At 32.9% G+C, this 20,020-nt stretch carries 18 protein-coding genes; 16 read left to right on the plus strand and 2 right to left on the minus strand.

Features of this window, described 5'->3' with window-relative positions; genetic code table 11:
• Positions 1-63 precede the first annotated feature (63 nt).
• The 3 genes from pyrE (at position 64) to ABI657_RS05015 (ending at position 1,975) form a co-directional block, all read left to right on the plus strand.
• A complete protein-coding gene (gene pyrE / locus ABI657_RS05005) occupies positions 64-708 on the plus strand; it encodes an orotate phosphoribosyltransferase (protein WP_348096202.1) in 645 nt (214 codons plus the stop codon).
• Positions 709-732: 24 nt separating this feature from the next.
• Positions 733-1,125, plus strand: coding sequence for an SRPBCC family protein (locus ABI657_RS05010; RefSeq protein WP_348096147.1), 393 nt, complete (start codon positions 733-735; stop codon positions 1,123-1,125).
• Between the two features lie 193 nt (positions 1,126-1,318).
• Positions 1,319-1,975, plus strand: coding sequence for a hypothetical protein (locus tag ABI657_RS05015; RefSeq protein WP_348096148.1), 657 nt, complete (start codon positions 1,319-1,321; stop codon positions 1,973-1,975).
• Between the two features lie 65 nt (positions 1,976-2,040).
• On the opposite strand, the gene ABI657_RS05020 is transcribed toward ABI657_RS05015, so the two are convergent.
• On the minus strand, positions 2,041-2,769 hold the full coding sequence (locus ABI657_RS05020; RefSeq protein ID WP_348096149.1) for a biotin--[acetyl-CoA-carboxylase] ligase: 729 nt from the start codon (positions 2,767-2,769) through the stop codon (positions 2,041-2,043).
• Positions 2,770-2,862: 93 nt separating this feature from the next.
• Here ABI657_RS05020 and rsfS point away from each other — a divergent pair, with 93 nt between their 5' ends.
• The 7 genes from rsfS to ABI657_RS05055 all read left to right on the plus strand — a co-directional run bounded on the left by rsfS (position 2,863) and on the right by ABI657_RS05055 (position 8,482).
• A complete protein-coding gene (rsfS, locus tag ABI657_RS05025) occupies positions 2,863-3,234 on the plus strand; it encodes a ribosome silencing factor (RefSeq protein WP_348096150.1) in 372 nt (123 codons plus the stop codon).
• A gap of 15 nt (positions 3,235-3,249) precedes the next feature.
• Positions 3,250-5,175: an ATP-dependent zinc metalloprotease FtsH gene (gene ftsH / locus ABI657_RS05030; RefSeq protein ID WP_348096151.1), complete on the plus strand. Its 1,926-nt coding sequence runs from the start codon at positions 3,250-3,252 to the stop codon at positions 5,173-5,175.
• A gap of 114 nt (positions 5,176-5,289) precedes the next feature.
• Entirely contained in the window at positions 5,290-5,895 is a 606-nt protein-coding gene (locus tag ABI657_RS05035) for a lactate utilization protein B/C (protein ID WP_348096152.1), read from the plus strand.
• Position 5,896: 1 nt separating this feature from the next.
• Entirely contained in the window at positions 5,897-6,784 is an 888-nt protein-coding gene (locus ABI657_RS05040; RefSeq protein ID WP_348096153.1) for a phosphatidate cytidylyltransferase, read from the plus strand.
• Positions 6,774-7,427 carry a phosphatidylserine decarboxylase family protein gene (locus ABI657_RS05045; RefSeq protein ID WP_348096154.1) on the plus strand — a complete coding sequence of 218 codons (654 nt, stop codon included), beginning with the start codon at positions 6,774-6,776 and terminating at the stop codon, positions 7,425-7,427. Before ABI657_RS05040 ends, ABI657_RS05045 begins: the two co-directional genes overlap by 11 nt.
• Positions 7,427-7,696, plus strand: coding sequence for an acyl-CoA-binding protein (locus tag ABI657_RS05050; protein ID WP_348096155.1), 270 nt, complete (start codon positions 7,427-7,429; stop codon positions 7,694-7,696). The genes ABI657_RS05045 and ABI657_RS05050 overlap by 1 nt, the downstream gene beginning before the upstream one ends.
• A 6-nt stretch (positions 7,697-7,702) precedes the next feature.
• Positions 7,703-8,482: a superoxide dismutase gene (locus ABI657_RS05055; protein WP_348096156.1), complete on the plus strand. Its 780-nt coding sequence runs from the start codon at positions 7,703-7,705 to the stop codon at positions 8,480-8,482.
• 80 nt (positions 8,483-8,562) lie between these two features.
• Here ABI657_RS05055 and glmM read toward each other — a convergent pair whose 3' ends face one another.
• The gene (glmM, locus tag ABI657_RS05060) at positions 8,563-9,951 is read right to left on the minus strand and encodes a phosphoglucosamine mutase (protein ID WP_348096157.1); all 1,389 of its coding nucleotides are present in this window, start codon (positions 9,949-9,951) and stop codon (positions 8,563-8,565) included.
• A 192-nt stretch (positions 9,952-10,143) separates the two neighbouring features.
• Between glmM and ABI657_RS05065 the strand changes: the two genes are divergently transcribed.
• From ABI657_RS05065 to ABI657_RS05090, 6 genes are all read left to right on the plus strand, one after another.
• Positions 10,144-10,737, plus strand: coding sequence for an acyl carrier protein phosphodiesterase (locus ABI657_RS05065; protein WP_348096158.1), 594 nt, complete (start codon positions 10,144-10,146; stop codon positions 10,735-10,737).
• Positions 10,738-10,830: 93 nt separating this feature from the next.
• Entirely contained in the window at positions 10,831-12,615 is a 1,785-nt protein-coding gene (locus tag ABI657_RS05070) for a chloride channel protein (protein ID WP_348096159.1), read from the plus strand.
• A gap of 140 nt (positions 12,616-12,755) precedes the next feature.
• Positions 12,756-15,587, plus strand: a complete 2,832-nt coding sequence (gene uvrA / locus ABI657_RS05075) for an excinuclease ABC subunit UvrA (protein WP_348096160.1) — start codon at positions 12,756-12,758, stop codon at positions 15,585-15,587.
• A 128-nt stretch (positions 15,588-15,715) separates the two neighbouring features.
• Entirely contained in the window at positions 15,716-16,075 is a 360-nt protein-coding gene (locus ABI657_RS05080) for a cupin domain-containing protein (protein WP_348096161.1), read from the plus strand.
• A gap of 150 nt (positions 16,076-16,225) precedes the next feature.
• A complete protein-coding gene (locus tag ABI657_RS05085; protein WP_348096162.1) occupies positions 16,226-16,954 on the plus strand; it encodes a TIGR00730 family Rossman fold protein in 729 nt (242 codons plus the stop codon).
• A 290-nt stretch (positions 16,955-17,244) separates the two neighbouring features.
• A complete protein-coding gene (locus tag ABI657_RS05090) occupies positions 17,245-19,995 on the plus strand; it encodes an aminopeptidase (RefSeq protein ID WP_348096203.1) in 2,751 nt (916 codons plus the stop codon).
• Positions 19,996-20,020 lie beyond the last annotated feature (25 nt).

Consider the following 20,020-nt stretch of genomic DNA (forward strand, 5'->3'; position numbering starts at 1 on the left):
CTTGAGATTTCATTTGTCAAAAAAAGTGGTTTGTCGTTCACAAAAACTTTATACATTTGTACTATGATTTTTAATAAAGATACTGCCGAAAAAACAGCCGAATTGCTTTTGCAAATAAATGCAATTAAATTGAATCCAGAAAATCCTTTTACATGGGCTTCTGGATGGAAATCACCTATTTATTGTGATAACAGGCTAATACTCTCTTTTCCAATGATAAGAAATTATGTCAGAGATGAATTTGCAAAAAACATTGAGAAACAATTTGGAAAACCCGATGTTATTGCAGGGGTTGCCACAGGGGCAATTGGAATCGGTATTTTAGTAGCAGAAAGCCTTGGATTGCCATTTGTATATGTTCGTCCGGAACCAAAAAAACACGGAAGACAAAATCAGGTTGAAGGCTTTTTGCAAAAAGGCCAAAATGTGGTTGTAGTTGAAGATTTAATTAGTACCGGAAATAGTAGCCTGATGGCTGTAGAAGCATTACGTAATGAAGGAGCGAATATTAAAGGAATGGCTGCCATTTTTACTTATGGTTTTAATGTTGCCGAGGAAAACTTCAAAAAGGCCAATGTAGATTTGTATTCATTGAGCAATTACGCTAATTTATTAGAATTGGCTGTAGAAAAACAATACATTTCTGAAGATAACCTGAGCGCTTTGCAGGAATGGAGTGTTACACCATCAACTTGGGGTCAGGAATAATTGTAGAAACAAAAAATAAAAAATATGAACTTAGAAAGTCCAAAAGTTACTGTTCAGAAATCAGCCCAGGAATTATTTGATTTATTATCTGATGTAAAGAATTTTGAAAAATTAATGCCTGATAATATCGCTAAGTTTGAAGTGACCGGCGAAGATGCTTTTATTTTTGGACTGAAAGGTATGCCGGAAATAAAACTGAAAATGAAAGAGAAATCAGCACCAAGCCAAATTGTTTTAGGAGCAGCAAGTGATAAGCTTCCTTTTACTCTGGTTTCTGACATTGAAAGTATTTCAAATTCGGAAAGTGCTGTTCAATTAAAATTTGAAGGAGAGTTTAACGCCATGATGGCCATGATGATCAAAGGACCGATTAGTAAATTTATTGAGACTTTGGCCAACAATATGACTAAGCTTTAATCAATTATTAATTTACTCACATAAACAAAAAAGTCCGATTTTACAATCGGACTTTTTTTGTCTATTACTTTTCCAACTACTTTAAAAACTTCATAAAAACAATTCGTCCTCAAAAAAATACAGTTCAGAAATATAAATTATTTTCCCGCCAATTAATAATCGAAGTTTGGACTATCAAACTAAAATACATCAAATGGAACCAGCTATTAAGATTTTAATTTACATTCATGCCTTTTTTGGAGGACTTGGGTTGATTACAGGGATTGGAAGTGTCATTGTAAAAAAAGGCAGTATCCTGCATAAGAGAATGGGAAAACTATTTTCTTTGGGAATGATAACCAGTTCTCTTATTTCAATACCTATTTGCTGGATGCCAAATCATCAAAATGTATTTTTATTCCTTATCGGATTGTTTACGATTTATCTGGTTATCTCCGGCAACAGAGCGTTAACTTTCAAACATAAATTAAAAGCAGATTTAATTGACAGGATAATTTCAGGCAGCATGCTTTTCTTTTCTGTAATAATGATTTCGTTAGGATTGTATTGTCAATTAAACATTATTGCAAACGGAATTTTGTTTACTTTCTTTGGTGGATTTGGTTTTTATATGACCGTTAAAGATTTTATCTTTTTCAGGAATTTTTCAGAAACTAACAGAAACTGGCTTTCAAAACACATAGGAAAAATGATTGGCGCTTTAATTGCATCAATTACTGCTTATATAGTAGCAGGATTAGGAATTGGGAATTTAATTGCATGGATAACGCCTTCAATATTAGGAACTTTTTATATCATTTATTGGAATAAAAAGATAGAGCCTAAAAAAGTAATAGTACAAAAGATTTAAATTTTATATAAATGTTTCAGAATTACCTTTAGATTTTTTTTAAATTTTTGAACTTTAAAATTCCTCTAATAGAGCATCATAATTTCTTTAATATCAAATTCTGAAACCGAATCGTCTTCGAGTAAAATTTGTATTTTTCCAACAGGCGAAACACCCTGAATTATTCCCATAAAATTTGAATTATCCAAATTTTTAAAAGGCATTGGAACACCTTTTCTGAAAAGTGAATTAAAATATTCCTTCCAGAAATCATCAGATTTTGTTTGCCATGATTCAATTCTCTGTTTCATTTTATTTACAATTAATTCAGGAAGGAGATCTTTATTAAATTCGGTGCTGCAAATTAATTTTAATGAAGAAGCGTTAGGTAAATTTTCAAATTTGGTTTGGTTGACATTGAGTCCAATTCCAACCACTGACACAATTCTGCCATTACTTTTTATCGTATTTTCTATTAAGATGCCTCCAATTTTTTTATTATATGACATAATGTCGTTAGGCCACTTTATAGTTAAATCAGGAATATTCAATGATTTTAAAGCATCAATAACTGATAACGAAACAATAATACTCAGATTAAATACTTGTAAACTATCATAAAGAAAATCTTTAACCAAAACACTCATTGTTAAGTTCTTACCAGCCTCCGAAAGCCACTTCGACCCCATTTGTCCTTTTCCTTTTGTTTGATTTTCAGCCGTTACCACCACAAAATTCTCCAGTTCTTCCTGACTTGACAATGCCTTTAGAAAGTCATTAGTAGAATCTATGGCATCGAGTTTGATTAGTTTCATTAAAGCAATTTAAATAACTTAATTTAATATTTTGTTAAGGTTCAAAATTAATAACAAAATTTGGTAACTTTACAAAATCATATAAAATAATTCATGGCGAAAAAGACTATTAATAACGATGTTCTGTTGGCGAACATAATCAAAGGAATTGAAGAAGTAAAAGGAAACGATATTGATATTCTTGATCTAAGGGAAATAGACACTGCTGTTTGTGACTATTTTGTAATTTGCAACGGAAGCTCTAACACTCAGGTTAACGCAATTGTAAATTCAATTCAAAAAACAGTATCCAAAGATTTAAAAGATAAACCCTGGCATGTAGAAGGAAGCGATAATGCAGAATGGGTATTAATGGATTATGTGCACATCGTAGTGCATGTTTTTCAAAAACATATTCGTGAATACTATAATATCGAGAGCCTGTGGGGTGATGCCAAAATAACTACAATAGAAAATAAATACTAAAAAGAACTTTCTCTAATGGCTAAAGATAATAATCCAAATCAGAATAAATTTAAAATAAGTCCCTGGTTAATATATACTGCAATACTTCTCGTATTTTTATTTATAAGTTTTGCTACCGGAGGATCTAGTTTGAGCGAGCCTATACAATTATCTCCTCCCAACTTCAATAATCTTTTGCAGAAAGGTGAAGTTGAAAAAGTAATTATATATAACAAATCAGAAACCGAAGTGTTTTTGACGGAAGCTGCACTTAAAAATCCGGCTAATAAAAAAGTAGCCAAGGATATGTTTAACGGACTAAATAAAGGCCCACATTACATCGTTAAAGTGGGAGATGTCCAAAACTTTGAAAAAACATTAAAAGCAGCCGTAGATCAGAAAAAATTAAAAGATTATTCTTTTCAGGAAAAAAATAACTGGAGCGATATTCTGATTAGCTTACTTCCAATCATTATTATCATTGGCGTTTGGATTTTCATTATGCGTAAAATGTCTGGCGGTGCCGCTGGTGGTGGTGGACAAATTTTTAATATTGGAAAATCGAAAGCTAAATTATTTGATGAAAAAACGGATATCAAAACTACATTTAAGGATGTTGCTGGTTTAGAAGGCGCAAAAGAGGAAATACAGGAAATTGTAGAATTTCTTAAAAACCCTGAAAAATATACTAATCTTGGAGGTAAAATACCTAAGGGAGCATTACTTGTAGGCCCTCCCGGAACTGGTAAAACATTGCTTGCAAAAGCCGTTGCCGGAGAAGCTCAGGTACCTTTCTTTTCATTGTCAGGATCTGATTTTGTTGAAATGTTTGTGGGTGTTGGAGCATCACGTGTTCGTGATTTATTTAAGCAAGCAAAAGAAAAATCTCCAGCTATCATTTTCATTGATGAGATTGATGCTGTTGGCAGAGCAAGAGGAAAAAGCAATATGTCAGGCGGAAACGACGAGAGAGAAAACACTTTAAACCAGTTATTGACTGAAATGGATGGTTTTGGAACTAACTCTAACGTAATTGTTTTAGCAGCAACTAATAGAGCTGATGTTCTTGACAAGGCTTTGATGCGTGCCGGTCGTTTTGACAGACAAATTTTTGTTGACTTACCGGATATCCGTGAAAGAGCTGAAATTTTTCAAGTCCATCTGGCTCCTATAAAAAAAGTAGAAGGTCTTGATCTAGATTTCCTTGCAAAACAAACTCCAGGATTTTCTGGTGCAGACATTGCCAATGTTTGTAATGAAGCGGCCTTAATTGCTGCACGTAACAACAAAACTGCTGTAGACAGGCAAGATTTTCTTGATGCTGTTGACAGGATCATTGGTGGTCTTGAAAAGAAAAATAAAATTATTACTCCTGAAGAAAAAAGAGCTATTGCTATTCATGAAGCGGGTCACGCAACCGTAAGCTGGATGTTAGAGCATGCTGCGCCACTTATTAAGGTGACTATTGTACCACGTGGACAAAGTTTAGGAGCTGCATGGTATCTTCCGGAAGAAAGACAAATCGTAAGAACTGACCAGATGCTAGACGAAATGTGTGCTACTATGGGAGGAAGAGCAGCCGAGAAAGTAACTTTTGACAGGATTTCTACCGGTGCCTTAAGTGATTTGGAAAAAGTAACACGTCAGGCTCGTGCGATGGTAACCATTTATGGATTGAATGATAAAATAGGAAATGTTACCTATTATGATTCAACAGGTCAAAGCGAATACAATTTCTCTAAACCATATTCTGATGAAACAGCAAAAATAATTGACAAAGAAATTTCAGAATTAATTGAAGGTCAATACCAAAGAGCTATTCAAATTTTAGAAGATAATAAAGACAAACTAAATCAGCTTGCCGATATTTTAATTGAAAAAGAGGTAATCTTTAAAGATGATCTTGAAAACATTTTCGGAAAACGTACTTTCGACAAAAATTTAGGCGAAGTGGTTTCCTAAACTTTAACGTAATAATTTAATATTTTTTAAAATCTTAATTCAAAACACCCTTTTGAATTAAGATTTTTTTATCTTTGAACGTTTTCAATTAACATGTAAAGTATTTCATATATAATGAGTTTTTTCAAAAAAATATTCGGTTCTGGCAGTGCCTCTTCTGATGAAGAACATGAAAGTGAATATGCAGGCGGTTCAACTTCTGAAAGTCATTTATCCATAGATGAAAAATTCATTTTTAATTTTAAAAAAAATGGAGGCAAATTTTTGTATTGTGAAAACAAACAGGAAGTAGCTGATCAATTTGAAAACATATTAGAAGAAAACGATTGGTTTGAAAGTGAAGTTTTATGTTTTGAACCCGGTCTTTTTAGCCTGTTGGATGAAAACAAATTAATTTATAAAGCTGCACCAAATCCAAAATTTTTATTAGCAGGATGTGAAAACCTGATTGGTGAGGAAGGTTCAATTTTATTTTCGTCAAAACAAATTAAACAAACCAAGCCAAACGAATTACCCGTAAATATTGTAATTATTGCAACTACCAGTCAAATTGTCTCTATAAAAAGTGATGGCTTAAGTGCCATAAAGCGTAAATACGAAAGAGATTACCCTACCAATATTACCACAATAAAATATTTCGAAAAAGCAAAAGAAGAAGATTTTACCCAATACGGAAGTGTTGCCAAAAATCTTTATTTGTTGCTTTTAGAAGATCTTTAAGATGAATGAAACACTAAAGAGAGCCATTTCCGGTGCTGTTTATATTGGATTATTATTAACTTCTATTCTGTTTTCTACTGAAAGCTTTATTGCGCTTTTTGGAGTTTTTCTAATTATTGCTGCTTATGAATTTTGTAATTTAGTAAATGTTAACAAAGTCATCTCTCTAATTTTTTCTTTTCTCCTTTATTCTACTGTCATTTTAATAAGTTTTTACAAAACAGAAACTGAAAATTATGTTAATACCTTTTTGAAAGACAATATTGAATTTATCATAAATATTGATTCCTTGTATACAGTACTACTTGTAATCACTTTAATAATATCAATAAAATGCATTGTGTTTTTATTTGACAGCACACAAGAAATAAGCACTATCTCAAAATATTTATATCTTTTAGGTTATATCATATTACCATTTATTTTCATCGTTAAAATTTCTTTTGGTATCAAAGATTATAATCCTAAAATTATCATTGGATTATTTATTCTTATTTGGACAAATGATACATTTGCTTATGTAGTAGGAAAGTCAGTGGGAAAACACAAATTATTTGAGCGTATTTCTCCTAAAAAAACAATTGAAGGTTTTATAGGCGGAACTATTTTTGCCATTCTTGCCGGTTTTTTGATTTCCAAATTATACATTAGACCGAATCCTGATTTCAGTCAAAAATCAATTTTAATATGGACAATAATTGCTTTAATTGTAAGCATTTTTGGAACTATTGGTGACCTTATTGAATCAAAATTCAAACGTATTGCCGGAGTAAAAGACAGTGGCGCCATAATGCCTGGACATGGAGGTGTATTAGATCGATTAGATAGTGTTATATTTGTAGCACCAGTTATATTTTTATTTTATCAAATTTTATATTATGTTTCATAAAGAAGGAGCCCAATCAATTTTATTCGGTACAGTTTTTACTGTTGCTGTACTTTTAATTGCTGACAAATTTATTGATATCTATTGGCTGAGAATGGCAGTTCAAATTGCTGCATTATTAGTTTTGATTATTATCTTGCAATTTTTTAGAAATCCCCAAAGGATTTCAGATAAAAACACAAACCAGATTCTTTCTCCGGTTGATGGTAAAATTGTCGTTATTGAAGAAGTATACGAAGGTGAATTTTTTAAAGATAAACGTTTGCAAGTTTCAATTTTTATGTCACCAATAAATGTGCATGTAACGCGCTATCCTATGGATGGTATCATAAAATTCAGCAAATATCATCCCGGAAAATTTCTCGTTGCCTGGCATCCAAAAGCAAGCGAAGAAAACGAAAGAACCACTGTGGTTATTGAAAATGAAAGCTTTGGACAGGTTTTATACAGACAAATAGCAGGTGCATTAGCCCGTAGAATTGTAAATTATGCTCAGGAAGGAATGCAGGTTGTTCAAGGCACTGATGCCGGATTTATTAAATTTGGCTCAAGAGTTGATTTATTTTTACCTTTAGGCACTCCAATTAATGTAGTACTCAACCAAAAAGCAATTGGAGGAAAAACTATTATTGCTACAAAAGCTTAATGACAGAAAAAGATTTAGATACACGTTTTTCAGAGGCTGTTGAAATAGCTTTAAAAATGACACAAGCCTCATTACCTCAGGACGTGCAGTTACGATTATATGCGTATTACAAACAGGCCACATTTGGTAGTGCCAATTACAATCAATCTGAACATTTTGATCTGCGTAATGCATTTAAAACTAATGCATGGATGCAAATCAGCCATATATCAGTTGAAGAAGCAAAAGAAAACTATATTGAAATCATTAATTCCTTAACATTAAAATAATTACGCATGAAGAATCAATTTAATCAGCTTTGGATTTTAGCTTCATTAATTACATTATTTTCATGTAATGATAAAAAATTAACGGAAGTTGTTGAAGTACCATTACCTACAAAGGAAGAGAAAATAACGATAGGAGTTCCGGAAGATGTAAAAGCTGAACCAGGATCCTTTGAACTTACAAAATTACCTTTTGCATATGATGCATTGGCACCGGCGATAAGATCATTAACAATGGAAACGCATTACTCAAAACATTATTTAACTTACACGAATAACTTAAATAAGGAAATTGCTACAACTGAGTTTGAAAATGCTCCTATTGAAGATATATTAAAAAAATTAGATATGAACAACGCGAAACTTCGCCAAAGCGCAGGAGGTTATTACAATCATACTTTATATTTTAATAATTTAACCCCAAAGGAACAACCCCCTAAAGACACCTTAGCTGGTTCTATAAGTAAGGAATTTGGGTCTTTTGCAAATCTTACCAGTCAATTTAAAAATGAGGCCACAAAACAATTTGGTTCAGGATGGGTTTGGCTAGTTGTTGATAAAGCTGGAAAATTACAAATTACAACTACTGAAAATCAGGACAATCCTTTAATGAGAAATGCCTTAATTCCCGGAACACCAATTTTAGGAATAGATTTATGGGAACATGCATATTATCTTGATTATCAAAACAGAAAAGGAAGTTATATTGATGCTTTTTATAAATTAATCAATTGGGAAAAAGTAAATGAAAATTATAAAACTGCGCTAACAAAAGTGAAAAAATATTAAATTATTAAAAGCTTAAATAAAAAGGGCTGATGAATTTGAATAGAATCCATCAGCCCTTTTTATTTTTTTGACATTCAGCTTTATATACCTGCAATCACCTTTATTTCATCAATAATTCTTAATGCCAGAACATCTGCTTTTTCCTGTGATGGCGCTTCAGTATAAATTCTTATAATTGGTTCTGTATTTGATTTTCTTAAATGAACCCATTCATTTTCAAAATCAATTTTTACACCATCAATTGTAGTAATATCTTCGTTTTTATATTTTTGGGTCATGGCAAGTAAAATGGCATCAACATCAATTTGAGGTGTCAATTCAATTTTATTCTTGCTCATATAATATTCAGGATAGGAAGCCCTTAAAGCCGAAACTGATGTCTTTTTGTTTGCTAAATGCGTTAAAAATAATGCTACTCCTACCAAGCTATCCCTCCCATAATGCGACTCAGGGTATATAATTCCTCCATTACCCTCCCCTCCTATAACCGCATTATTTTTTTTCATCAGTTCAACTACATTCACCTCTCCTACTGCACTGGCTTCATATTTTCCGTTATGCCCAACTGTTACATCTCGTAATGCGCGTGAAGAAGACATATTCGAAACTGTATTTCCAGGAGTTTTACTTAACACATAATCGGCGCAAGCCACTAAAGTATATTCTTCTCCAAACATTTCTCCGTCTTCGCTTATAAATGCCAAACGATCTACATCCGGATCTACCACTACTCCTAAATGGGCTTTCTCTTTTACAACTAATTCTGAAATATCTGTTAAATGTTCTTTTAAAGGTTCCGGATTATGGGGAAAATGACCGTTTGGTTCACAATATAATTTCACCACTTCAACTCCCATTAACTCTAATAATCTTGGAATTATAATTCCCCCTGAAGAATTAACTCCATCAACAACGACCTTAAATTTAGCAGCTTTTACAGCTTCAATATCTACCAAAGGCAGATTCAAAACTTCATCAATATGAATATCCATATAGGCATCATTCACTGTTATTTCGCCTAAATTATCTACATCTGAAAAATCGAAAGCTTCAGCATCAGCAATTTCAAGAATTTTTAAACCTTCATCTCCACTCAGAAACTCCCCTTTTTCATTTAATAATTTCAAGGCATTCCATTGTTTTGGATTGTGGGAAGCTGTTAAAATAATTCCGCCATCCGCTTTTTCTAAAGGCACGGCAATTTCTACTGTTGGTGTTGTCGAAAGTCCCAGATCTATTACATTAATTCCTAAACCTATCAATGTGTTTACAACAAGATTATGAATCATTGGGCCGGAAATTCTGGCATCACGCCCAATAACAACAGTCAATTTTTCTTTTGAAGTATTATTTTTTAGAAAGGTTCCATATGCTGATGCAAATTTTACTGCATCAACAGGAGTAAGGTTATCACCTACTTTTCCACCGATTGTTCCTCGTATTCCTGAAATCGATTTTATTAAAGTCATTTTTATGAATTATGGTTATTTATTACAAATATAAAAAAGTTACTGAGTTACTAGGGTTACTGGATGATAAGATTATAATATATATATAAGTTTACCTAAACGTAATTTTGTAACAAAATGATTTAAAAAAGTTTTTATACATTTACAAGATAACTTGAATTCTTATATTCCCGAATATTAATATTACACAAAATGAATTTTCTTGCCCACATCTATCTTTCTGGTGACAATGATTTTATAAAAATTGGTAATTTTATGGCAGACGGAATTCGTGGTAAACACTATGAACATTTTCCTGAAGACGTAAAAAAAGGGATTATTCTACACCGTTCTATTGATACTTATACTGATTCTCATGATGTATTCAGACAAAGTACTAAAAGATTACATGAAAAATACCACCATTATGCGGGAGTAATTGTAGATATTATTTACGATCATTTTTTAGCTAAAAACTGGAAGGTTTATTCTGATGAAAAATTAGACAATTTCATTAATAAATTTTACCGGTCATTACATGAAAATTATGAAATTCTGACTGAGAAAACCCAGGATTTAATGCCATACATGATAAAACAAAACTGGCTGTTAAGCTATCAGACTATTGAAGGAATCCATCAGATTTTGACACAAATGGACCGAAGATCAAAAAATGCTTCAAAAATGCAATTTGCCAGTGAAGATTTAAAAGAATTTTATTCGGAATTTGAACAGGAATTCACCTTGTTTTTTGAAGATATAAAAAGACACTCAAAAGAAAAGCTGCTTACTTTAAAGGATCAGTAATTTAAAAAGCGTAACAGCTTATAATTTTAATAATTTATTATAAAACTTCAAATGTTAAGGCTAAATTTGCAGTACACTAACTTTTAAAAGATAATGTTTAAAAATTTTTTTCGGAAATTAGAAGGAATTATTGCTTTTGGACAATCCATATTGACTCCAAAACAATTTATATTTTTATCAAGTGTTTTAGTTGGCATATCCTGTTCCCTGGCAGTAATTATATTAAAAACATTTGCTCATAGCGTTTTTTCCTTTGCAACCTACATAAACGGAATTTTAAAATTGAGTTTTATCAATAGTATTTTACCGATAATTGGTATTTTGTTAACCGTATTTGTTGTTAAAAAGATTTTAAACGGCAACATTCAAAAAGGTACTTCACAAATTTTATACGCTGTAGCCAAAAAAGCAAGTATAATTCCGAAAAAGCAAATGTATGCTCAAATTGTCACAAGCTCGTTAACGGTGGGTTTAGGCGGTTCAGCTGGTTTAGAAAGCCCAATTGTAATAACCGGTGCTGCATTTGGGTCAAATTATGCCCAAAATTATAAATTAGCTTATAAAGACAGAACATTACTTATTGGCTGTGGAGTAGCAGCTGGTATATCTGCTGCCTTTAATGCTCCTATTGCCGGGGTTTTATTTGCAATTGAAGTTTTATTAGTAGATGTGAGCATTTCAGCTTTCACCCCTATTATGATTTCTGCTGCTACAGGCGCTTTGGTTTCTGCCATACTTCTGGATGAAACTATTTTATTATCTTTCAAAAAACAAGAAACATTTGATTATAATAACATTCCCTTTTACTTAATTTTAGGAATACTGACAGGTCTGGTAGCCATCTATTATTCCAGAAATTTTCAGCGGGTGGAACACTATTTTTCCACTTTAAAAATGGGACCTTACAAAAAAGCTTTATTTGGATCTTCTCTTTTAGCTGCTTTAATTTTTATTTTTCCTACTCTTTTTGGAGAAGGTTATGAAAGTATTAAAACACTATCTGAAAATGATCCGGGACAATTGTTGGACAATACTTTATTTGGGGATTTCAGAAATAACCAATGGGTTTTGCTTGTTTTTGTAGGTTGTACGATGATGGTTAAAGTTTTTGCCTCGGGACTAACCCTTGGAAGCGGAGGAAATGGAGGGAATTTTGCGCCTTCTTTATTTATGGGATCTTATTTGGGATATTTTTTTTCAAAATTCATTAGCCTGACTGGCTTATCACAGTTACCAATCAGTAATTTTACTATGGTGGGAATGGCAGGTATTTTGAGTGGATTATTCCATGCCCCTCTTACCGCAATTTTTTTGATAGCCGAAATAACGGGCGGATATGGTTTAATGATACCGCTTATGATTGTTTCTTCAATAAGTTTTGCTATTTCTAAACGTTTTGAAAAATATTCGCTTGATGTAAAAAATCTGGCTAAAAAAGGACATGCTTTTACGAGTAATAAAGATTCAAATATTCTATCGACCTTAGATATCAATCATATTATACAAACAGATTATCTTACTGTTTCCCCAGATGAAAACTTAAGTAAACTGGTTGATTTGATTTCCCATTCTAATCAGGTGGTTTTTGCCGTGGTAAGTAAGGAAAATGAACTCGTTGGTATTGTTCATTTTAATGATATCAGGGAAATTATTTTTAATCCTTACAGAGTAAAATATACGATGGTAAAAGATATCATGAAAACTCCTGCCTCCATAATTGACTCTTTTGATAGTATGGAAATTGTAATGCGAAAATTTGAAATTTCAAAAACAGCATTTCTTCCTGTTTTACAAGACGGCAAATATTATGGTTTTATCTCTAAGTCTATAGCGCTAGATGCTTACAGAACAAAATTACGCTCTATGACAATAGAATAATTTTAATTTTGAGGAACATTAAAAAAATAATAGTACCATTTTTTAGATTAGTCATTTTGTTACAATTTTTAACATAAACTTCTATACTGTAGCACAAAAAGAATAAATCAAAATGGTAACTTTGCTTTTTGCTCAAATTTATGTTAGAAAAAGACAATACTATTGAAGTTCTTGGTGCAAGAGTTCATAATTTAAAAAATATAGACATCTCTATTCCGCGTGAAAAACTGGTTGTAATTACCGGTTTATCAGGTTCGGGTAAATCCTCTTTGGCATTTGACACAATTTATGCCGAAGGCCAGCGTCGTTATGTAGAAACTTTTTCGGCTTATGCCAGACAGTTTCTTGGTGGTTTAGAACGTCCTGATGTTGATAAAATTGACGGTCTTTCTCCAGTAATTGCAATTGAACAAAAAACAACCAGTAAAAGCCCTCGTTCTACTGTTGGAACTATTACTGAAATATATGATTTCCTAAGACTTCTTTATGCTCGTGGCGCAGATGCTTACAGTTACAACACGGGAGAGAAAATGGTTTCTTATTCTGATGAACAGATTAAAGATTTGATCATGCAGGATTTTACTGGAAAACGTATCAACATTCTGGCTCCGATTATTCGAGCCAGAAAGGGGCATTACGCCGAATTATTCCAGCAAATTACCAAACAGGGATTTTTGAAAGTTCGCGTTAATGGCGAAGTTCAGGATTTAGTTTCCGGAATGAAATTAGATCGTTACAAAACCCATGATATTGAAATTGTCGTGGACAGAATGTTGATCGAAGATACGGCAGACAATCAAAAAAGATTGGCCGAAAGTATCAATACCGCAATGCATCACGGCGAAAATGTACTGATGATTTTAGATCAGGATACCAATGAAGTGCGCTATTTCAGCAGGAATTTGATGTGTCCTACAACCGGAATATCCTATCAAAATCCGGAACCCAATTTATTTTCGTTCAACTCCCCAAAAGGAGCCTGTCCGCATTGTAACGGATTGGGAACAGTTCATGAAATCAATGCCAAAAAAATTATTCCAAATCCTAAATTATCAATTAAAGCGGGTGGTTTTGCTCCGCTTGGCGAATATAAATCGTCCTGGATTTTCAAGCAATTAGAAGTTATTGGAGAGAAATTCGGTTTCAAAATCACAGATGCGATTGAGAAAATTCCGGAAGAAGCCATGACCATGATTCTCTATGGCGGAAAAGATAAATTTGTCGTTAATTCAAAAGATTTAGGGGTTACACGTGACTATAAAATAGATTTTGAAGGAATATCCAATTTCATCAAAAATCAATTTGACGAAACTTCTTCGACGACAATAAAACGTTGGGCAAAAGATTTTATGGACGAAATCAACTGTCCGGTTTGTGATGGTTCCCGCTTGAAAAAAGAATCTCAGTTTTTTAGGGTCAACGGAAAAAATATCACAGAATTATGTGAGATGGATATTTCCGATTTAACAGCGTGGTTTAAAGATCTAAATAGTCATTTATCGGACAAACAGCTTTTAATTGCTTCTGAAGTGGTTAAAGAAATCAAAGACCGTTTAAACTTCCTGATGAATGTTGGTTTGAATTATCTGGCTTTAAGCCGAAGTTCAAAATCACTTTCCGGAGGTGAAGCACAGCGTATTCGTCTTGCCACACAAATTGGTTCGCAATTGGTTGGTGTTTTGTATATTCTGGATGAACCGAGTATTGGCTTGCATCAAAGAGATAATGAAAAACTGATTCATTCGTTAGAGCAACTACGTGATATCGGAAATTCGGTTATTGTGGTTGAACACGACAAAGATATGATCGAACGTGCTGATTATGTAATTGATATTGGCCCTAAAGCCGGAAAATATGGTGGAGAAATTATTAGTATCGGAACTCCTGCAGAAACTTTAAAATCGAACACGATTACCGCTCAGTATCTGAACGGTACAATGAAACTGGAGATTCCGAAAGTGCGCCGTAAAGGAAATGGTAAGTTTTTAAAACTAACCGGAGCAACAGGAAACAACCTTAAAAATGTATCAATCGAATTGCCTTTAGGGCAATTAATTTGCGTAACCGGAGTGTCAGGAAGTGGAAAATCGACTTTGATAAACGAAACCCTCTACCCTATTCTGAATGCCTATTATTTTAATGGTGTAAAAAAACCGCAGCCTTATAAAAAAATTGAAGGTTTAGAACATATTGACAAAGTAATTGATATTGACCAAAGTCCGATTGGAAGAACACCACGTTCTAATCCAGCGACTTATACGGAAGTTTTTACAGAAATCAGAAACCTGTTTACGATGACTTCTGAAAGTATGATTCGCGGTTATAAAGCGGGCCGTTTTAGTTTTAATGTAAAAGGCGGACGCTGCGAAACCTGCGAAGGCTCAGGTGTTCGAACTATCGAAATGAACTTTCTGCCGGATGTTTATGTAGAATGCGAAACCTGTCAGGGTAAACGTTTTAACAGGGAAACACTGGAAATTCGATACAAAGGAAAATCAATTTCGGATGTTTTGAATATGACGGTGGATGAAGCGGTTCCGTTTTTTGAAATGATTCCGAAAATTTACCGAAAAGTAAAAACGATTCAGGATGTTGGTTTAGGCTACATTACGCTTGGTCAGCAAAGCACAACGCTTTCCGGTGGGGAAGCGCAGCGTATAAAATTAGCCGGAGAATTGTCTAAAAAAGATACAGGAAACACATTCTACATTCTGGATGAACCAACTACGGGCCTACATTTCGAAGACATTCGTGTTTTAATGGACGTTATAAATAAACTAGTTGATAAAGGAAATACGATTCTCGTAATCGAACATAATATGGACGTGATTAAACTGGCTGATTACATTATAGATATTGGCCCTGAAGGCGGGAAAGGCGGCGGACAATTAATCGCAAAAGGAACTCCGGAAGAAGTTGCGAAAAATAAAAAAAGCTATACGGCTAAGTTTTTGAAAAAGGAATTGGAATAAGTATCACACCTTAAGATGTTACATTTTAATTAATAAACATGGGTTTTGTTATATTATTTTAAAAAAAGAACTAATTTAGTACGCCATTTTTGTCAACCTTTTTACTTTTTACATACTAGATAAAAACTATGAAACTAAAAGAAGAATTCAGCAGCGTTAATCAGTATTTTTTACCTAAAATTATTGATGAAGTAAATGATCAATATATTAAAGTGGCTAAAATAAAAGGTCAGGAAATTCCTTGGCACAATCACGAAAACGAAGATGAATTATTTTACATTGTGGCCGGTGAGCTTTTGATGGAAATTGAAAGTCAAGCCTCATTCACAATGAGTAAAGGTGATTTATTCGTTGTCAAAAAAGGCATAAATCACAGGGTTTCATCAGTTGAGGAATGTTTGATAATGCTAATTGAATCTAAAACTACAGAACATACAGGAAAAGTTAAGAGCAACATTACCAAATCAATTGAAGAGCAGATGTATTAAAAGATTTTCTTTTATTAACTAAAAGTTCAATTGAAAACAGTTGCCTTAGCCCTGATGGAAACGGCATCCTTTTGTGCCGGCGTTCGGCATAAAAGATAGAGTGTACAGCAGGAACGAGCTCCTGAAAAATAAATTAATAATACACAGAAAATGAGATTAGAAGATTTTGATAACGATGAGGATAGAATTATCCAGGATCGTTTGAAACAAAAAACATGGAATGAAATCAGGTCAAATGACAGCTGGGCGATTTTTAAAATCATGGCTGAATTTGTGAATGGGTATGAAAGTATGGGACGAATTGGTCCGTGTGTATCAATTTTTGGATCGGCAAGAACAAAACCGGAGGATAAATATTATTTACTGGCTGAAAAAATTGCCTTTAAAATTAGTAAAGCAGGTTATGGTGTGATCACAGGAGGTGGTCCCGGAATAATGGAAGCCGGAAATAAAGGTGCTCATTTAGGAGGCGGAATTTCTGTAGGACTTAATATCGAACTGCCTTTTGAACAGCATTTTAATCCTTACATTGATCACGATAAAAACTTAAATTTCGATTACTTTTTTGTTAGAAAAGTAATGTTTGTAAAATATTCTCAGGGTTTTGTAGTAATGCCGGGAGGTTTTGGAACTTTGGATGAGATGTTTGAAGCAATTACCCTCATTCAGACGAAAAAAATTGGAAAATTTCCAATTATACTGGTTGGACATGAGTTCTGGTCGGGATTGATCGAATGGATAAAAACTGTTTTGGTTGAAAAAATGCAGACTGTAAGTCCTGATGATTTAAACTTATTCAAAATAGTTGACACTGAAGATGAAGTGGTTGAAGCTTTAGATAAATTCTACAAGAAATACGATTTGAGTCCAAACTTCTAAATACAAAGTTTAAACCCTCTACTTTATTCAAACTCATTTAAGAGAAGCCTTTACTTAATTGAATACATTACCAAAGGGTCTAAAACTATTTTTATCAAAAAATTGAAGCTGTTTTTTAAACAGCTTTTTTTATATTATTTTTACAAAAACCAAAAGCTGCTGCTACTCGTAACTTAAGTAATAGTACACCCATTAATTTTGAGCCATCCTTGAAATCATATTATAAAATTATATTCTACATTTTTGTTTTATTGAATTCGGTAAAACAATATGCACAACATCATTCTAAGATGGATGTGGCGGTCAGTATTGAACTAAAAACACTTCATGTACAACAGGATATTACCTATTTTAACACTTCATCCGATACCCTTACTACAATTGTTCTAAATGATTGGAACAATGCTTTTTCTGACAAGAATACACCTCTGGGAAGACGGTTTTCGGATGAATTTTATCGCGGTTTTCATTTGGCTAATGCCGAAGAACGCGGAAGTACAACAATTTTGAATCTTTCAGCTGTTGACGATTCAGCTTTTGAATGGGAACGAACTGAAAAAAACCCTGATTATATTATTGTAAAGCTGAAACAAAAACTGTATCCCGGTGAAAAAACAGAGTTACATATCACCTATATTTCAAAAATCCCGAGTGATAAATTTACGCGGTACGGTCATAATCAAAATGGCGTAATGAATTTAAAAAACTGGTTCCTGTGTCCGGCACGTTTCGAAAATCATGAATTTATTAAATACAATAATTATAACCTGGATGATATTGCAAATGCTTCCTGCGATTATGAAATTTCAGTAAAAATCCCCAATAGTTATTCTATTACAACAGATTTGAATTCGGTTACAAAAGATGTAACAAATACTCAATCTATTACCTACTCATTTTCAGGAAATCAAAGAACTGATTTTAATTTGTTCATTGAAAAGCAAAACAGTTTCAAAACCTACGAAAACGGTTCAATAGAAATCCTTTCCAATTTAAAGAACAAGAAACTTGACGAAATTCAAAAAGCAATCATCATCAATCGGATTGTGACTTTTACCAGTGCGTTTATTGGAAAATATTCACATGAAAAAATCACGGTTTCGGAGACTGATTATGATAGAAATCCCTTTTATGGATTAAATCAGCTTCCTTCATTTATCAGTCCGTTTACTGATGAATTTGTATTTGAAATCAAATTCTTAAAAACCTATCTGAATAATTATTTAAAAAATAGTTTGCGTTTAGATCCGCGAAAAGACAGCTGGATTTATGACGGAATTCAGATTTACACCATGATGAAATACATGGAAGAAAACCATTTGGATCAAAAAATGCTGGGAAGCCTTTCAAAAATGAGACTTCTGAAAAGTTATAACGTTACCAATCTGACTTTTAATGAGCAATACAGCTATTATTACATGCTGATGGCCCGAAAAAATCTGGACCAGCCAATTGGCGCTCCAAAAAACACATTCATAAAATTCAATGAACAAATTGCCGGTAAATACCGTGCAGGTTTAAGTCTGAGTTATCTTGATGATTACCTGAATAATGATATTGTACCTCAAAGCGTTCAGGAATTTTACAGCATGAATACAACACAGCAAGTAAACAGGTCTGATTTTGAAAAAATTTTAATTCACAATTCTCCAAAAAATATAGACTGGTTTTTTAAAACTATTATTGATTCTCGAGATATCATCGATTATAAGTTTTTGGCTGTTTCGAGAACAAAAGATTTAATTCGGTTTTCTGTAAAGAATAAAACGAATGCATTTGCTCCAATTCCTGTTTACGGACTTAAAAAAAACAAAGTAGTTTTTAAACAGTGGATTGAGCCTAAAAATATCGATTCGGTATACATTTTCGAAAGAAAAAATGCAGATAAAATAGTGCTTAATTATGATAATGAAGTTCCGGAATATAATTTAAGAAATAACTGGAAATCGCTAAAAAGTCTTACTATAACCAATCGTCCCATAAAATTTAATTTTATGAAAGACCTGGAAGATCCTTACTATAATCAGATTTTATATGTGCCTACCCTTACCTATAATTTATATGACGGTTTTACACCCGGAATACGATTTCATAACAAAACAATATTAGACAAACCTTTTATATTCGACATTAATCCTGCGTATTCGCTCAAAACAGCATCCCTATCAGGTTCTTCTGCATTTTCATATAATCACAACTATCGAAACAGTACACTATATAATGTAAGATATTCTATAAGTCAGAATTATTTTCATTATGCTGAGGATGCCAACTATTTCAGATTGAATCCGATGGTGCAGTTAAGAATTCGGGAAGAAAATTTCAGGGACAACAGAAAACAACTGATCATGGTACGCCAAGTAATTGTAAATCGCGAAGAAAGTAAATTTGTAACAGACAATTCAGAGCCTAATTATTCTGTTTTTAATGCGCGTTATATCAACACAAAAACAGAATTGATTAATCATTTCAGTTTCATGACAGATGTACAATTTTCAGGTGGTTTTGGAAAAATGTCCGGAGAAATTGAATACAGGAGACTATTTGATGATAATCGTAAACTTAATTTAAGATTATATGCCGGAAGCTTCTTATACAACAAAACAAACTCAGATTATTTTAGTTTTGGCTTAGACAGGCCTACGGATTATCTATTCGACTATAACTTTTATGGAAGATCAGAAAGCACCGGTTTTTTCAGCCAGCAGTTTATTATGGCAGAAGGAGGTTTTAAATCTAAATTAGCCCCCTCTTTTGCCAACCAATGGATGACAACTCTGAATACCAGTTATTCACTTTGGAACTGGATTGAAGTTTACGGAGACATTGGTTTTCTAAAAAACAAACATCAAAGTGAAAATTTTGTTTACGATAGTGGTATCCGATTAAACCTGGTTCCTGACTATTTTGAAGTATTTTTTCCAGTCTATTCTAATAATGGATGGGAAATTTCTCAAAATAATTACAATGAAAAAATACGATTTGTGATCACATTATCACCCAAAACATTAATCAATCTTTTTACCCGAAAATGGTTTTAATTTATTAAATTTTAAACAATAACAT

Source organism: Flavobacterium sp. (genome assembly GCF_039930565.1).
In the GTDB taxonomy this organism is placed as follows: domain Bacteria; phylum Bacteroidota; class Bacteroidia; order Flavobacteriales; family Flavobacteriaceae; genus Flavobacterium.

Coding starts and splice junctions, on each gene's coding strand:
- pyrE (WP_348096202.1), top strand. CDS start 64: ATGATTTTTAATAAAGATACTGCCGAAAAAACAGCCGAATTGCTTTTG.
- ABI657_RS05010 (WP_348096147.1), top strand. CDS start 733: ATGAACTTAGAAAGTCCAAAAGTTACTGTTCAGAAATCAGCCCAGGAA.
- ABI657_RS05015 (WP_348096148.1), top strand. CDS start 1,319: ATGGAACCAGCTATTAAGATTTTAATTTACATTCATGCCTTTTTTGGA.
- ABI657_RS05020 (WP_348096149.1), bottom strand. CDS start 2,769: ATGAAACTAATCAAACTCGATGCCATAGATTCTACTAATGACTTTCTA.
- rsfS (WP_348096150.1), top strand. CDS start 2,863: ATGGCGAAAAAGACTATTAATAACGATGTTCTGTTGGCGAACATAATC.
- ftsH (WP_348096151.1), top strand. CDS start 3,250: ATGGCTAAAGATAATAATCCAAATCAGAATAAATTTAAAATAAGTCCC.
- ABI657_RS05035 (WP_348096152.1), top strand. CDS start 5,290: ATGAGTTTTTTCAAAAAAATATTCGGTTCTGGCAGTGCCTCTTCTGAT.
- ABI657_RS05040 (WP_348096153.1), top strand. CDS start 5,897: ATGAATGAAACACTAAAGAGAGCCATTTCCGGTGCTGTTTATATTGGA.
- ABI657_RS05045 (WP_348096154.1), top strand. CDS start 6,774: ATGTTTCATAAAGAAGGAGCCCAATCAATTTTATTCGGTACAGTTTTT.
- ABI657_RS05050 (WP_348096155.1), top strand. CDS start 7,427: ATGACAGAAAAAGATTTAGATACACGTTTTTCAGAGGCTGTTGAAATA.
- ABI657_RS05055 (WP_348096156.1), top strand. CDS start 7,703: ATGAAGAATCAATTTAATCAGCTTTGGATTTTAGCTTCATTAATTACA.
- glmM (WP_348096157.1), bottom strand. CDS start 9,951: ATGACTTTAATAAAATCGATTTCAGGAATACGAGGAACAATCGGTGGA.
- ABI657_RS05065 (WP_348096158.1), top strand. CDS start 10,144: ATGAATTTTCTTGCCCACATCTATCTTTCTGGTGACAATGATTTTATA.
- ABI657_RS05070 (WP_348096159.1), top strand. CDS start 10,831: ATGTTTAAAAATTTTTTTCGGAAATTAGAAGGAATTATTGCTTTTGGA.
- uvrA (WP_348096160.1), top strand. CDS start 12,756: ATGTTAGAAAAAGACAATACTATTGAAGTTCTTGGTGCAAGAGTTCAT.
- ABI657_RS05080 (WP_348096161.1), top strand. CDS start 15,716: ATGAAACTAAAAGAAGAATTCAGCAGCGTTAATCAGTATTTTTTACCT.
- ABI657_RS05085 (WP_348096162.1), top strand. CDS start 16,226: ATGAGATTAGAAGATTTTGATAACGATGAGGATAGAATTATCCAGGAT.
- ABI657_RS05090 (WP_348096203.1), top strand. CDS start 17,245: ATGGATGTGGCGGTCAGTATTGAACTAAAAACACTTCATGTACAACAG.